Source organism: Paenibacillus sp. RUD330 (assembly GCF_002243345.2).
Classification (GTDB): Bacteria; Bacillota; Bacilli; order Paenibacillales; family Paenibacillaceae; genus Paenibacillus_O.
In genome coordinates, this window is the sequence record NZ_CP022655.2 from 1,387,210 (window position 1) to 1,402,615 (window position 15,406).

The following is a 15,406-nucleotide window of genomic DNA, read 5'->3' on the forward strand; positions in this document are numbered from 1 at the left end:
CCAAGCGTTCGATACCGAGGACCAGATCAATCGTTCCACAGCTTCACACGCCATTCATTGCAGGTCATGAAGCTCCCTTTGGGATACTCGAATCGACATTCGCCGACGAGATCGAAGCCGGCTTTCCGGCAAATCGCATTGGACGGCAGATTGAGCACGGAGGGGAACGCGCATGCATGGCTGAATTTTCTTTCCGAGGCTGCAAACGCGACGGCGGCTTTGAGCGCAGCCGTTCCGATCCCCTGTCCCTGAAGAGCCGGGAGAGTGAACCAGCCCATCTCATAAACGCTCTGCCCGTTCCATACATGCTCCCAGCAGCCGATGCAGCCTGCCCGGGTGCCATCCGGAAGGAGGATGGTGAACATCCGGTCGGTGGCGTGATGCTGCAAAGCCAAATAGCGCTCATGCCGCGCAACAACCTTCTCCTCGGTCTCCGGTCCTCCGATATAGCGGGTCATGTCGGGGGCGTTGGCAAGCTGAAGCAGGTAGGAATCATCCTTTGCATAGGGTCGCAGAGATACGGAAGGCAATGGTTTCGACATGGAAAATCCTCCTTTGATCGTACATGGATTGCAGTGGGATGAAACTGCATATGGATGGTGCTGATTCCAGCATACATCTTTTTCCTGACAGCCTGTTGTCAGCATTAGGAAAATGCAGTCTCTGAAAGTCATTAGAATGCCGCCCATGATGGGCGAACTTTATTAAAGCGCTGCCTTATGATGGGCTGAATTCCTTTGAGCGCTGCCTTATGATGGGCGGAATTCCTTTGAGTCCTGCCTCTATGATGGGCGGAATTCCTTGAGTGCTGCCTCGATGATGCAACGAAAGTCGGATGAGCGCTGTCTCAAGATGTGTCAGAGCCCTGTCCTGAGGCATGAATGCCGTCCGTGCCGTCCCTTCCAAGAAGACAGCCCCATGTCTGATTTCGAGGGGTTTTTTGAGCGGATTCAGAGGGTACCTCCTGTTCAGGGAGAATGCTACAATCTATTTTGCCTGGATATGATAGCGCTTACAAGTTGGTTATCTCCTTCTTGCACAGTCTAGGCAAAGGTTTTGTGGACGGCGCAGCGTCCAGGTTTCAGCGCGAACCGCCGCGTTGCGCCGAAAGATCCAATCCCCGGAGGTGATGCCTTTAACAAGCGGATTTCCGCCGGCATGTGCGTGTTTTCGTGCTTACCCGTTTTCTGGTCCATCCCAATTCGAAACGGAGGAATAAATCATGAACAGAACGAAACGGCTGCTTTCGTCTGCTGTCATTGCCGCCTTATGCTTCCTTGCTTTTGCATCAGCGGTCTATGCGGCTGCCTGGACTTCATCCGATAAATTCGGCAATTGGAGCAACGGCGGCTATATCGTCTACAACAATGTATGGGGCAGCGGCGCCGGCGCCCAGACGATCTGGGCCAATTCCTACAGCAACTGGGGCGTGACCTCGAACCAGCCGTCCACCGGGGGCGTGAAGTCCTACCCCAACAGCACCAAGGATATCGGCATTGCGATCGGCTCCCTCAAAAGCCTCACCAGCTCGTTCAACGTCACGGTTCCTGGCAGCGGCTCGAGCTATTCGTCCGATTACGACATCTGGACCGGCAACTACGCCCATGAGATCATGCTCTGGATGAACAAATCGGGCGCGGTCGGGCCGATCGCAGGCTCCTGGGACGCCAACGGCAATCCTGTCGCGGCCTATACGAACGTGAGCGTCGGCGGCCATACATGGAACGTCTACAAGGGCAGCAACGGATCCAACGACGTGTTCTCGTTCGTCCGCACCAGCAACACGAATTCCGGCACGGTCGATGTGCTCGCCGTGCTGAACTGGATCAAGGGCAAGGGCTGGATCGGCAATGAAATCGTGAACCGCGTGCAGTTCGGCTTCGAGATCACTTCCTCTCCGAATGCCGCATTCACCTGCAATCAGTTCTCGGTCAGCTATTCCTGAACAGGCTGGAACAAAAACCCGCAGCAACGCCTAAAGGGCGATGCTGCGGGTCCTTTTTATTCCGCTACGGTTTGCGCTGCGCCAATCCCGTACAGACGGTCGTAGTCCTCCGGACGGAAGCTGTACAGCTGCTCGGCCTTGAGGCCGGAAGCGGGCGACAGCTCCTGCGGACTGCGGTAGAGCAGGACGCTCCGAAGCACGCCGTCCAGCTCCGCCTGCAGGCCTCGACGCTTGAGCAGCTGCATGTACTCATAGTCGCGGATGCCGCGCTGCAGCCATTTGTAGCGCAGAGAGAGCAAGGGGGCTCCAAGCTTGCCGGGATAGACGAAGTTGGTGTCTCCCGCCTTCCAGATCGTCGGACGGTAGGACAGCTTGCGCAGCGGATCATCCGGCCAGACCGTATAGTTCCAGCGCAGGAAGCCGTCCAGCTGAAGGCTTTCGGCGAGCCAGGGGATGACTCTGGACTCGATCGCCGGAGAAGAGAGGAACGTGTTGGGCTTCTCGGGACTGCAGCAGACGTAATAAGCGAATGTGCCGCTCCTTTCCCGCTTCAGCCCCAGCAGCTGCTCATGCTCCTCGACCGCGCAGTTCAGCACGGGCACGTAGTCCTCGATGCCGTCGATGTTTTCGGAGATGAACGACGTATGGTTGATGGCGGCCTTGTACCGCAGGGACGGGGCTGTTTTCCGGAGAAAGTCCAGCGACTGGCGGAACACGTCCATGTCCTGGGGCTCGTCGGCGACGATTCGGACCCGATCGGTCCAACCCTTTTCGCTGAAATGCGCCTCCAGCATCTCCACATAATCCGCGAACTCCTCCGCCTTCCTCATGAACCGGAAGCATCCCTCCGCCTCGTCGAAATAGCGGATCCGCACCGCGTCCGGATGGCCTTCGATCAAGCCTCCGTATCCGGCATGGGCGTCGGTCCAAATATTGATGAGTCCGAATATCTCGATCTCCCTCGAGATGCCGTGGCCCTCTCCCAGGGCCACGTAACGGTCCATGGCCGAGAAGTCGCAGTGGAAGCGCCCGTCTGCGCTCTTGCGGACAGGAATGATGCTGTATTCGTTGAGATCCGACGGCTCCGCGTCGATGAAGGAGCTTTGTCCGCTCCACGGCTCCTCGGAGACGACGAGCGTCAGAGCCTTTTGGCCCAGCTGGCCGAGGCTGTGCAGGTAGCGGCCGAGCAGGTCGAAGTGGGCATCCGACCAATAGGGAACCTCGTATTTGCGGGCGATATTGCAGTTATGCTGCCACAGATCGAGATAGAACGAATAGTCGGACGGCTCCGGCAGGGCTTCCTCCGAGATCGCGAGGTTGAAATTCAATGTCTCGACGAGGATTTCATCCTCGAACATGGTGTGCGCATAAAAGCGGATTACGCCGGAATAGGTGCCCGGAGCGGCGCTTTCGGAAGCGTGAAGCTCGATCCAGGCAGGCTGGATGCTCCTTTTCGCCACAAAAACATGGACGTCATCCAGCAGCGTGTCGGCTGTCGGAGTCCCGTTGTCGTCCTCGATAAGCCCGACCCACTTGATCTCCGAACGGACGGGAGCGTCCGTCTCCAGCTCGCAGCGGATGATCTTGAGCGGGCCGCCCTTCCACAGGAGCGCGTCATGGCCGCAAGTCGCGAGGAAATCCTCTTCATCCGAGCTGACGAGCGCCTGGAAGGCCGCGCTGTCCCGGCGGCAGCAGCGCAAATCCAGATGCTTGACCGCTGCATCCTTCCGGCCTTGATCCCACCAGTTCACGGAACGTTTGTATTTGTAGAACATGGACTGCAACCCGATATTCATGAAGCACCTTCTTTCGCGAGAGTAGCGGTTGTTCTTCAAGGCCGACGTCCCGGCTGCGGCACTATTTGTTGATGAGCCTTCCTTCGTAGACACATAGGAATGACCATTCACGCCGGTCTATGTTTGACGAGCTTTGCTGCTTGTTGCATAGTACCCAAGCGCTCATGCTGGTCTAAGGGTAAACGAGCCTCATGGTTGCTTGATACACATCCGAGCCCCTCACGACGGACATCGATTCAACGAGCTTCCATGATCGGGTTTTAGAGTAAACATGCATTCAAGCTGTCTATGCGCCGACAAATTCCTTTTCTCGGGCAGCATAAACTCCTTGCACCGAGCTTCAGGCGCAGCGGCAGGCGCCGATCGGACATACGATCCGCTATTTAGAGGAAAAGCGAGATCAGGGCATAGCTATCGGACATAGGATCCGTTATTCTTTGAATTTCTATTGTCATTTAGATATAAACAACGAAATAGCGGAACGTATGTCCGATAAAGTTGAATATGCCCCCGAAACAGTCAAATAGCGGAACGTATGTCCGATAAAGCTGGAATGCCCCCGATTTTGCTCAAATGCCCCCGGGATATACCTTGTTCAGACCCATCGAGCCTACCTCCGGAGTTCGGCCAGTCGGCTCGTGGCGCTGCTGCTCCCGAATGACGGTCCCATCCTCCAGACGGATCCAGCTTTCGAATTCCCTGCTGCCCTCCCGCATGCGGATGACACGGGCGCCGGGCAGGAACGGACGGTCGAGATAGCCATTGCGCGTCGTCCGTCCGAAGCTAAGCCGGATGCCATGCCAATCTCCCCAGTAATCATGGCCGTGGTCATGCCCGGCGAAAGTGCCGACGACGTCGCCCATCTCGACCATCGCGGCGAACATGCCCGAGTTGATCCAGGGAGCGCAGGAGAAGTCGGCATTGCGCTCGCCGTAGCAGACCGCGAAATCCCAGACGTCGTTGTATTCCGGCAACGGGATGTGGAAGAAAGCCAGCGACGGCAACGGCACGCCGCCGTTGCCGTCGGTCAGCCGCTGCGACTGCGAGGCGTACCAGTCGATCTGGTCGCGGCGGATCCAATCGTAGAAGCCCATCCGGGTGTATTCCAGCGGTGAATAGCTGCCGGAGTCGAGAAAGTACAGCGCGGCCGCCGCCTCGTACTCATTGCCGCGAGCGGCAACCGCCGGCTTGCTCCCGGCGATGCCTGCCCCGGCCGCCGCCTCGTCCTCATTGCCGCCAGCGGCAACCGCCGGCTTGCTCTCCTGCCCGGCTCCCGAGCCCATCACGGTCAGCACATAGTTGCCGCTGCCGTGGATGCCCGGAGGGTCGGGCTTGGCCGCGTTGAGCGGATAAGCCAGCTGCAGAGCATGCAGCTGCTCCCTCGTAACCATTCCCTCCGAGTCGTGGTTGCCGAATACGGCCGCCCACCGCACGCCGGCCTGTTCCGGAACGCGGCATGCCCGGCGGAAAGCCTCGACCGGATCGGGGTGGCCGAGGGAGGCGATGACATCGCCCGTGAACACGGCCAGATCGGCGTCCTCGGTCCTCAGAATCCGTTCCATCATGGCGGCCATGCGCCGCTCTTCTTCGTCGTCGCGGCAAAATTCCGTGTCGGTGAACTGCACGATCGTGAACGTGCCGTCCCCGCGGAACCGCAGCGGCGGCTTGCGGCTCCTCATGTCCCGAACAGCCCTTCCGGAATGCGGGCATCCACGCCGCTCGGCAGCTGGAGTCCGAGCGCGCGAGCGGCTACGGCCGCAGTGTCCTTGATGCTGACCGGAGCGGTGAGCTCACCCGGGGCGATGCCGGGTCCTACGCATCCCCAGAAGACGTTTTTGTCCATCTCATGCTCGCTGCCGTGGCTGAACTTGTCCGCGCCGCCGCCGCCGTGATCCGTGAGCAGGATGATCAGGCTGTCCTCCAGCAGTCCCAGACGGCCGATGGCGTCCACGACGCTTCCGAGCAAACGGTCGCACTCGGAGATGGCTTGCAGGTAAGGGAGCGAGTCGGGACCGTAGCCGTACCGGTGTCCGGAGCCGTCCGGCTCGTCGAGCTGGAGGAAGAGCAGAGCTGCATCCGGGTTCGCCTCCAAGTAGCGGATCAGCTCGGGGACGAGCTCCGCATCGGGGGCGGACAGCTTCTCGACGCCGGCGTTCCTTTCAATAATGCCGTCGTTGATCGGTCCCCAGCCGGTGAAGGAAGCGAGCTTGGCTTGCGGCAGCTGCTCCCGCGCCAGACGGAACAGGGAAGGATAGGGAGATTCGGCCGGAAAAGGCTCGGTCGCCGCGATCTCATTGGTCAGCCCATGCCGGGCCGGAACGACTCCATGCAGCACGGAGCCCCAGCATTCCGCGCTGATCGTCGGAGACTCCGCCTGCGCCGCGTACGTGTAGGCGCCTTGCGGAAGGAATGCGTCCAGGAAAGGCGTCTGCGCCTGCTGCACGAAGTTCCCGGCTCCGTCCATGCCCAAAATAAACACCCTCTTGATGATTGCTTCTTTCTTTGCCATTATGTCACCTTCCTAGGAATGGATAGGAGGCGGCATCCGCCGCCGGTTCCCTTGCTCACCGCTAGCATAAAGAGGGCGGAGAGCACCGTCAATACGATCCGGCGCCGCCGGAACAACAAGTCACGAGCGTGGCAACGGGAAGTCATGATCCTAGTAGCTGGCCCGTCCGGCGAATCCCTATAATGAGTCCATAAGCCGCCGCGGCAGAGAACGGCTGCGGCAGCATACAAGACAACATTGGGAGGCGGATAGAGTTGGAGACGGCTGTCAAGCAAGCGGCTGAAGTCCGGCGCGACACGAGAACGAGCGCCTTTCTGCGCAAGCTGAAGAAATACCGGGCCCTGCTGATCATGACGGTTCCCGGACTGATCTACCTCATCATCAACAACTATATTCCGATGTACGGCGTCATTCTTGCCTTCAAGACGCTCAGCTACGACAAGGGCATCTGGAACAGTCCCTGGTCGGGCCTCGACAACTTCAAGTTTCTGTTCAACTCGCCGGACGCCTTCATCATCACGCGCAATACCGTGCTGTACAACGTCGTCTTCATCGTCGTGAATACGGTGTTCGCCCTGCTGGTGGCGATCCTGATCAACGAGATCAAGGGCAAGGCCATCTCCCGCTTCTACCAGAGCACATTCCTGCTCCCGCATATCGTCTCCATGGTCGTGGTTGCCTATCTCGTCTACGGCTTCCTCAATCAGGACAGCGGTCTCGTGAACACGGTCCTGACGAAATACTTCCACAAGGATTCCATCGCGTGGTACAGCGAGGCCGGCTACTGGCCTTACATCCTGGTCATCGTGAACGCGTGGAAAAACGCAGGCTACTTGTCGATCATCTACTTTGCCGCCATCATCGGCATCGACAAGGAATACTACGAAGCCGCCAGGATCGACGGCGCGACCCGCTGGAAGCAGATGACGGCGATCACGCTGCCGCTCATCATGCCGGTCATCCTCATCATGACGCTCATGGCCGTCAGCAGCATTCTGCGCTCGGACTTCGGCCTCTTCTATCAGGTGACGATGGCTTCCGGTCCGCTCATTCCGACGACAAATACGATCGACACCTTCGTCTACCGCGCCATGGTGCAGCTGGGCGACATCGGAATGTCTTCGGCCGCTGGCCTGTACCAATCCGTCGTCTGCTTCTTCCTGATCCTCGGCGCCAACCTCGCCGTAAGACGTTACGACAAGAACAGCTCGCTCTTCTGAGAAAGGAGGCTTTCCGCAACATGACCGGAGCCATGAATTCCCGACACCCGTTCATCCATCTGTTCTTCTGGCTGTTCGTGCTCTTCTCGCTCGTGCCGTTCCTGCTGGTGTTCATGGTATCGATATCCGGCGAGGAGTCGATTCTGAAGCACGGCTACTCGCTCTTCCCGAGCGAATTCAGCACCGGAGCGTATTCGTTCCTCTTCAACGACTTCTCCACCATCGCCAAGGCGTACGGAGTGACGATCGCCGTAACGCTCATCGGCACCGTGGTCAGCCTTCTGATCACTTGCTTGTATGCGTATCCGCTGTCGCGGCCGGATATGCCCTTCCGCCGCACGCTCAGCTTCTTCCTCTTCTTCACGATGCTGTTCGGAGGCGGGATGGCGCCTTGGTACCTGACCTACGTCAACATGTTCGGGATCAAAAACACGCTGCTGTCGATGATCATCCCGAACCTGCTGCTGAGCGCCTTCAACGTGCTGCTCATGCGCAGCTTCTTCTCCACTTCGATTCCCGACTCCATCCTGGAGTCCGCCACGATCGACGGAGCGAGCGAATGGACGATCTTCAAAAGCATCGTCATCCCGCTCTCTCTTCCCATCGTCGCCACGATCGGATTGTTCAACGTCCTCGCCTACTGGAACGACTGGTATAATTGCATGCTGTTCATCGACAAGCAGGAATTGTACAATATCCAGTATTTGATGACGAAGACGCTCAACAACGTGCAGTATCTGATCATGAAGGCGGGATCGAACGCTCAGGCAGGCGAGCAGCTGGCCAAAATGCCCCGCGAGACGGTCCGGATGGCTTTCGCGGTCGTCGGCGTGGCGCCTCTGCTGGCGGCGTATCCGTTCTTCCAGCGCTTCTATATCAGCGGCATCACGAGCGGCGCCGTCAAAGGTTAAGCCGGACGCTCTCCTTCCATACAAGCATCTGATTGCGACGAAAGGGGTTCAGTACATGAAAAAGTCCATTTACACGCTGTCCATGCTGGCGCTCGGAGGCATGCTGGCGCTCGCCGGCTGCGGGAACGGCAACAACGGAGGGAATGCGGACAACTCCGCTTCCGGCACAGCCAATGCGGGAGCCGAAGGCGCCGCAGCGGCCGGCGGCCTCAAGCCTTACAAGATCACCCTCGTCTACCCGGGCTCGGCGCCGAAGGATCTGCAGATGGTGCAGGATGCCATGAGCAAGTATCTGACCGAGAAGATCAACGCGACGATCGAGCTCAAGCCGATCGAGTGGGGCTCCTGGGACGACAAGACGAACCTGATGAAGCTGTCCAACGAACCGTTCGACCTCATGTTCACGGCCAGCTGGTTCAACTACGCGAAGGACGTGTCCAAGGGACAGTTCCTGCCGCTAGAAGACCTGATGGCCAAGAACGGCAAGGACATTCAGGGCGTGCTCGGCGATGACTTCATCAACGGAGCCAAGATCAGCGGCAAGCTGTACGGCCTGCCGACGCACAAGGAATTCGCCCAAGGCTTCGGCCTCGTGCTCGACAAGAAGCTGGTCGACAAGTATCACTTCAACACCGACGGCATCAAGACGCTCGACGACCTGGAGACGATGTTCGACACGGTCAAGAAAAACGAGCCCGGCGTCACCCCGATCGTCAGCCTGAAGCTGAGCAACATCTGGTCGGCGGCGAACTCGGACTTCCTCGTCACGGGTCTGGGCATCCCGCGCGGAAGCACGGAGCTGAAGGCGGTCGATTCGCTCGGCGACGAGCCGAGCGAGTTCGACAAGAAGATGGACAAATGGGTCAAGGCCGGTTATTTCGACAAGGATTACCTGACCTCGGACGCCGATCAGGGCCTGAACCTCATCAAGGCCGGCAAAGCCTTCTCCGTCGCCCAATCGCTCAAGCCGGGCAAGGACAAGGAGCTGAGCGTGACGTCGGGAGTGGATCTCGTGCAGGTGGAGATCGCCAAGCCCTTCACGGTCACCGGCGACGCGCAAGGAGCGATGCTCGCGATCTCGCGGACATCCAAGGATCCGGACCGCACGATGATGTTCCTCAACATGCTCTATACGGATAAGGAACTGCTGAACATGCTCGTCTGGGGCATCGAAGGCGTCCACTACGTGAAGAAATCGGACAACATCATCGGCTATCCGGATGGCGTCACCGCGGAAACGACCGGTTATCCGAATCCGGGCGGCTGGATGTTCGGCGATCAGTTCAAGGATTACCTGTGGGAGAACGAAGATCCGCAGAAATGGGAGAAGTTCGAGGAGTTCAACAAAAGCGCGGACCATTCCATCGCACTCGGCTTCACCTTCGATCAGGAGCCGGTGAAGGCGGAGCTCGCCTCCATCGCCAACGTCGACAAGGAGTTCCAGCCGCTGCTCAACGGGGCCACGCTGGAGAACCGCCCGAAAATCATCGAGAAATACCGCAAGAAACGCGATGCGGCAGGCTTCGCGAAGGTCAAGACGGAGCTTCAGCGTCAGCTTGACGAATGGGCGAAAACCCAGAAATAAGCGATAGGCACGGAAGGAACGGCGAAAAAAATTCGCCGCTTCCTTCCTTTTTGGGTTTTACCCGGAATGGATGGAATTTCCGGCCTCGGCAGCATGAACGGGCGAGCCGGAAAGCGGAGAGTATGCGATAATAGCCAAAAGCCAGAAAGCTTGAGAGCTAAAAGCTAGAACGCTAAAAAGCTAAAAAGCTAAAAAGCTAAAAAGCTAAAAAGCTAAAAAGCTAAAAAGCTAAAAAGCTAGAAAGCTAGAAAGCTAGAAAGCTAGAAAGCCAAGCCAAAAGGCGCTGTGAATGCGCTTTATTGCCATCATTTCCTCACTCTGATCCGGAGGCGGTACTCTTTGTCCAGCAAACGCTCCCTTCGCTTCAAGCTCGCCATCGGCTTCGCTCTGCTGGCGGTTCCGCTGCTGTTCATCCTGATCTACAACAACCTGGCCGCGACGAGCGTCGTCCGGGAGCAGGTGGCCGAATCCAACAAGAACATGGTGACGCTGTATTCCAATCAGATCCAAACCTCGCTCAGCCGGGAGTCGAACTTCCTCTACAATCTGGCGATGGACGATCCCAACATTCTCGCGCTCTCGGACACCCGCAAGAGCAACGACAAGATCGAATACGAGCTGGCCAAAAACCGGATCCTGATCAGCCTGTCCCGCTATCACCGGTACGACAGCAGCGTGGACGTGCAGTTCGTCTATTCCACGGAGACCAAGGAAATGTTCAACACCGTCATCCGGACGCTGTATCTGGAGGAGATGGATCTCATCAAGCAGTCCATCTATGAGGTCGTATCGAAAGCAAAGCCGGACAGCCCCTACCTGAGGGAGTGGAAGCTGGTCAGCTACGGGGACAAGCATGCCCTGATCCGGCTCGTGGACTCGGGCTACGGCTATTATCTGGGGGCTTTCGTGAAGCTGGAGAGCCTGAGCGTGCCGCTGGAGCTGATCCAGCTCGGGCAGCACGGCTTTTCCGCCTTCTCCGACAGCGGCGGCAGCCTCGTGCTCGCCTCTCCGCTGACCCGCTCGGAAGCGGGCTCGCTGCGTGTCGCCCCCGAGCGGGATTACCAGACGCTGAGCCTGAAGCAGGAGGATTATCTGGTCGTGAGCAACCGGGTCAAGGATACCGACATGACGCTGAGCGCCTTCATTCCGGAGCAGCGGCTCCTGCAGAAGCTGTCCAAATACCGGACCTACATCAGCCTGATGCCGTTCCTGGCGGGATTCCTGCTGCTGCTGTGCGTCCTCTATCTCAATCATGTCATCATCAAGCCGATGAACAGCCTCATCCGCGGAATGCGCACCATCAAGCGCGGCGATTGGAAATACCGGCTTAGCCCCGCCCGTTCGACCGAATTCGCCATAATTAACGAAACCTTTAACGATATGGTGCAGGAAATCGAGGAGCTGAAGATCAATGTGTACGAGGAGCAGATCCGGGTGCACAAGGCGGAGCTCAAGCAGCTCCAGCTGCAGATCAATCCCCATTTCCTGCTGAACAGCATCAATGTCGTGTACAGCCTGGCCCAGATCCGCAATTTCGGCCTGATCCAGTCTATGTGCCTCAACCTGGTCAAATATTTCCGCTTCACCACCCGCATATCGGGCTCGCTCGTAGCGGTCGGAGAAGAGATGGAGCATATGGACAGCTACCTGCGCATCCAGCAGCTGCGGTTCCCGGGAAGAATCGACTTTGATATCGATATCGACGAGGAGCTGGAGCAGCAGCTGCTGCCGCCGCTGCTCGTGCAGCCTTTCATCGAGAATGCCGTCAAGCATGGGTTCGATTTCATGGACGAGCCTTTCCGCATCAGCATCTCGGTGCATGATCCCGGAGCGGCGGCAGCCGGAGCGGAGGGAGCGGAAGGAAGCAGAGACAACGGCGGAACGGACGGATATGGAACCGGATTCAAGGATAGCGCGGGAACGGACCGAGGCGGCCGGAGCTTCCAGGTCGTCGTCGAAGACAACGGAGGCGGATTTCCGGAAGAGGTGCTCAAGGAGCTTCAGAGCGGCAGGCGCTTCGAGGCTTCGGGAGACGAGCATCTCGGCATTTGGAATGTGCATCATCGCCTGAAGCTTCTGTACGGAAGCTCCGCCAGCCTGCAATTCTCGAACAGGGAAGCTGGAGGCGCCCGGATCGTCATCGTTCTGCCTTTGGACGGAGCGCATAGGAACCAATCTAACGGAGGTGGCATCGATGTATCGCGTGTTGATCGTGGATGATGAGATGTATGCCGTCATGGGACTGAAGGACGGAGTCCAGTGGAGCCGTCTGGGAGTCAGCGATGTGCGGGAGGCCTACAACATGAGAGGGGCCATCGCCGTCTTCGGCGAATGCCGCATTGATGTGATGATCTGCGATATCGAGATGCCGAAGGGAACCGGAATCGAGCTGCTGGAGTGGGTGCGGGAGCACCATCCCGACACCGAGGTCATTTTCCTCACGGCCCATGCGGACTTCCGGTTCATGAAGCGGGCGATCCAGCTCAGCAGCTTCGATTACATGATGAAGCCGATCGGCTACGAGGTGCTGGAGGAGACGCTTGGCAGAGCGCTCGAGCGGGCTGGCCAGACCCGCAAGGAAAGGGAGATCCGCGATCGGTTCCAGCCTTATCAGGAGCTGTGGCCGAGACAGAAGACGCTGCTCAGCGAGCGCTTCTGGTACGATCTGCTCGCCAAGAGGATCACCGTATCCCGCGACCATGAGCGCTCCTTGATGGAGGCGCACGGCGTCGAGCTGGCGCCGGGCGAGAGGCTGCTGCCGGTGCTGATCAGCGTGGAGAGCTGGAACCGCGAGCTCAGAGCCGGCGATGAGGAGATTCTGGAGTATGCGATCCGGCAGTCGGCCAAGGAGTTCCTGCTGGAGGGAGGAAGAGGAGAGGTGATCCAGAGCAAGCAGGGAGCGATCGTCGCGATCCTCTACGGCGGCGGGGAAGCTCCCGCCTCCCTGCTGGCGCAGGCGGGACAGCTGTGCGTCCGGTATGCGGCCTATTGCATGGATCATTTGAACTGCCGCATTTCGTGTTATCTCGGAGAGCCGGCCGAGCTCAAGGAGCTGGCTTCCATGTACAGGAGGCTGCTGCTTCAGGAATACGACAACCTGAGCCGCTCCGAGCCGGTGAACTGGCTGCGGGAGGAAGCGGAGCCGCAGCATCACCGCCCAGGCCGGCGGCAGACGAGGCTGCCGGAATTCAATGCTTGGGCGATGCTGCTTGAGGAAGGCCGGATCGGAGAGGTCGAGGCGCTCCTGCGCTCCTCGCTCGCGGAGATGGCGGCGGACCGGAGCATGGGCGGCGCGGAGCTTCAGGCCTATTATCTCGGCTTCCTTCAGGTGATGCTCTACGTGCTGCAGAAAAAAGGGCTGTCCGCCCATGAGCTGGGCTCCGACCAGCCGCTGGAAGGGCCGCCGCGTTCCCTGCCCCAGCTGGAGGCCTGGGCGCTGGACATGCTCCGCCGCTTCAACGAGACGCTGGACCATGGCGAGTCGGTCATCGGACGTCTGCAGGCCTACATCGCCGGGCATCTGGGCGAGAACATCACCCGCGAGATGCTGGCGGAATACTGCTTCCTGAATCCCGCCTACCTCTCGCGGCTGTTCAAGAAGGAGACGGGCCTCTCCATCACCGACTATCTGCTTCAGGAGCGGATGCGGATCGCCGGCGAGATCATCGCGCATTCCTCCGTGCCGATCTCCGAGGTCGCACGCCGGATGGGCTACAACAATTTTTCGTATTTCTCCAAGATGTTCAAGAAAATATACGGCGTCGGACCCCAGCAGCACCGCAAGCTGGCGATAGGCGGAGACGGATTCGCTGCGGAGGAGTGAGGAACTCGCACGCGGAAGGATAGGGTGATCTTAGCTGGCCGGGCGCTCCGGTTGACCTCCGATCGGGGCCGAACGGATTTTGGATGGTACAGGGCCGAGCGATCGATTATGATAGACGATAGTCTCTATCGGACTCATTATCTGCAAAGCGCGGTGTTCAACCATGAATCGCATTCAGATCTTTATGCGCTCCTACCATCCCATTGTCCTGTCGCTCCTCGTCGGGCAGATGATTTCCCGCATCGCGACCTCGATGAGCATGCCGTTCCTCGCCCTTTATCTCGCCAGGAATACCGATATGAGCGCGGCCATGATCGGCTTCGTCGCGGGTGCGGGAGCGCTCGCCGGCACGTTCGGAGGGTTCGTCGGCGGGGCGCTGTCGGATCGCTACAGCCGCAGGCTCATCATGTTCATCTCGCTGTTCGCCTGGAGCGCCGTGTTCGCGGGGTTCGCCTTCACGAAGCAGCCGGTGCTGCTGCTCCTGCTCAGCATGCTCAACGGCCTCTGCCGCTCCTGGTTCGAGCCGGTCGCGCAGGCGCTGATGGGAGATCTGACGGAACCGGAGCGCCGGTTCAACGTATTTTCGATGCGCTATCTGATGGGGAATGTCGGCGTTTCGGTCGGTCCGCTTCTCGGCGTTTATCTCGGCGTCGGCAGCGGCCCGCTCCCCTTTCTCGTCACCGGCCTCATCTATTTGCTGTACGGCCTTGTCTTGTTCGCGATGATGAACGCTTTCGGCATCAAGGATATCGAGGGGGCCAAAAAGGAGAGGGCGACGATCGGCTCGGCTTGGCATGCCGTCCGCCGCGATCGGGTGCTGCAGCTGTACATCGCCGGCGCGGTTCTCGTGGGCATCGGCTACAGCCAGCATGCCGTGACGCTCTCTCAGCACTTGCAGGGAAATTTCGAGCAGGGAGCCCAAATATTCGGCTGGCTCTTGACCTCCAACGCCATGACTGTCATCCTGCTGCAGCTTCCGCTCTCCAAGCTCGCGGAGAAATTCAGCACCATCGCATCGATCCATGCGGGCAACGCGCTGTTCGCGGTCGGCCTCGTCGGCTTCGGCCTGTCGCCGAATGTCCCTCTGTTATTCGTTTCGATGATCCTCTTCACGATCGGGGAAATTCTGAATTATCCGGCTGCGAGCATGCTGGTGGACAGACTGGCTCCCGAGCATCTGCGCGGGGCGTACTTCGGCGCCCAGACCTTCGGCAACTTCGGCGCTTTCCTGGGGCCGCTGCTGGGAGGCTGGCTGATCGATACAACGACCGGAGCCGCTGCATTCAGCCTCATCGCGGCTATCCTTCTCTGCTCCTCGTTCTTTTATGGATCGGGGGGCCGCCAAGCGGCGGTCCGGGGAAGCGACAGTCCTGCCTTCCGTGCCGCCGCTCCCTAGAGCGGAGAGGACGAGGTCCCATAGGTTTGCCGCACTTGAGGACTCCCTGCAATTCAGGGCCTTATGCAAACCGCCATGCGGGTCTGGACGGATGCGATGCGGGTAGTGCTCGCCGCCGCGGGGCTTGACGCAGCAAAAGGCAGCTCTTCTCCTCGAAGGGCTGCCTTTTTGTTGGTTGTCATCCGCTTGCTGACGGGCAGACAGACAGCGATCCGTTATCC

The 15,406-nt window shown here is 59.0% G+C and carries 11 protein-coding genes; 7 read left to right on the top strand and 4 right to left on the bottom strand.

Annotated features, from left to right (window positions below; genetic code table 11):
• Positions 1 to 26: 26 nt before the first annotated feature.
• On the bottom strand, positions 27 to 542 hold the full coding sequence (locus CIC07_RS06040; RefSeq protein WP_076359377.1) for a GNAT family N-acetyltransferase: 516 nt from the start codon (positions 540 to 542) through the stop codon (positions 27 to 29).
• A 680-nt stretch (positions 543 to 1,222) separates the two neighbouring features.
• On the opposite strand from CIC07_RS06040, the gene CIC07_RS06045 reads away from it, so the two are divergent.
• Positions 1,223 to 1,945 carry a GH12 family glycosyl hydrolase domain-containing protein gene (locus CIC07_RS06045; RefSeq protein WP_076359378.1) on the top strand — a complete coding sequence of 241 codons (723 nt, stop codon included), beginning with the start codon at positions 1,223 to 1,225 and terminating at the stop codon, positions 1,943 to 1,945.
• A gap of 56 nt (positions 1,946 to 2,001) precedes the next feature.
• On the opposite strand, the gene CIC07_RS06050 is transcribed toward CIC07_RS06045, so the two are convergent.
• From CIC07_RS06050 to CIC07_RS06060, 3 genes are all read right to left on the bottom strand, one after another.
• Positions 2,002 to 3,741, bottom strand: a complete 1,740-nt coding sequence (locus CIC07_RS06050) for a DUF4091 domain-containing protein (protein WP_094248350.1) — start codon at positions 3,739 to 3,741, stop codon at positions 2,002 to 2,004.
• Between the two features lie 569 nt (positions 3,742 to 4,310).
• Positions 4,311 to 5,420, bottom strand: a complete 1,110-nt coding sequence (locus tag CIC07_RS06055) for a metallophosphoesterase family protein (RefSeq protein ID WP_076359380.1) — start codon at positions 5,418 to 5,420, stop codon at positions 4,311 to 4,313.
• On the bottom strand, positions 5,417 to 6,250 hold the full coding sequence (locus CIC07_RS06060) for an alkaline phosphatase family protein (RefSeq protein ID WP_076359381.1): 834 nt from the start codon (positions 6,248 to 6,250) through the stop codon (positions 5,417 to 5,419). Before CIC07_RS06060 ends, CIC07_RS06055 begins: the two co-directional genes overlap by 4 nt.
• A 350-nt stretch (positions 6,251 to 6,600) precedes the next feature.
• On the opposite strand from CIC07_RS06060, the gene CIC07_RS06065 reads away from it, so the two are divergent.
• The 6 genes from CIC07_RS06065 to CIC07_RS06090 all read left to right on the top strand — a co-directional run bounded on the left by CIC07_RS06065 (position 6,601) and on the right by CIC07_RS06090 (position 15,185).
• Positions 6,601 to 7,470, top strand: coding sequence for an ABC transporter permease (locus CIC07_RS06065; RefSeq protein WP_083688694.1), 870 nt, complete (start codon positions 6,601 to 6,603; stop codon positions 7,468 to 7,470).
• Between the two features lie 20 nt (positions 7,471 to 7,490).
• Positions 7,491 to 8,381 carry a carbohydrate ABC transporter permease gene (locus tag CIC07_RS06070; protein ID WP_094248351.1) on the top strand — a complete coding sequence of 297 codons (891 nt, stop codon included), beginning with the start codon at positions 7,491 to 7,493 and terminating at the stop codon, positions 8,379 to 8,381.
• A 55-nt stretch (positions 8,382 to 8,436) separates the two neighbouring features.
• Positions 8,437 to 9,966 (top strand): ABC transporter substrate-binding protein, encoded by a 1,530-nt coding sequence (locus CIC07_RS06075; RefSeq protein ID WP_076359383.1) that lies wholly within the window; start codon positions 8,437 to 8,439, stop codon positions 9,964 to 9,966.
• 339 nt (positions 9,967 to 10,305) lie between these two features.
• Positions 10,306 to 12,186, top strand: coding sequence for a sensor histidine kinase (locus CIC07_RS06080; protein ID WP_076359384.1), 1,881 nt, complete (start codon positions 10,306 to 10,308; stop codon positions 12,184 to 12,186).
• Complete coding sequence (locus CIC07_RS06085; RefSeq protein ID WP_076359385.1) at positions 12,161 to 13,789, top strand: response regulator; 1,629 nt, start codon at positions 12,161 to 12,163, stop codon at positions 13,787 to 13,789. Before CIC07_RS06080 ends, CIC07_RS06085 begins: the two co-directional genes overlap by 26 nt.
• Positions 13,790 to 13,952: 163 nt before the next feature.
• Positions 13,953 to 15,185: an MDR family MFS transporter gene (locus tag CIC07_RS06090; RefSeq protein ID WP_076359386.1), complete on the top strand. Its 1,233-nt coding sequence runs from the start codon at positions 13,953 to 13,955 to the stop codon at positions 15,183 to 15,185.
• Positions 15,186 to 15,406 lie beyond the last annotated feature (221 nt).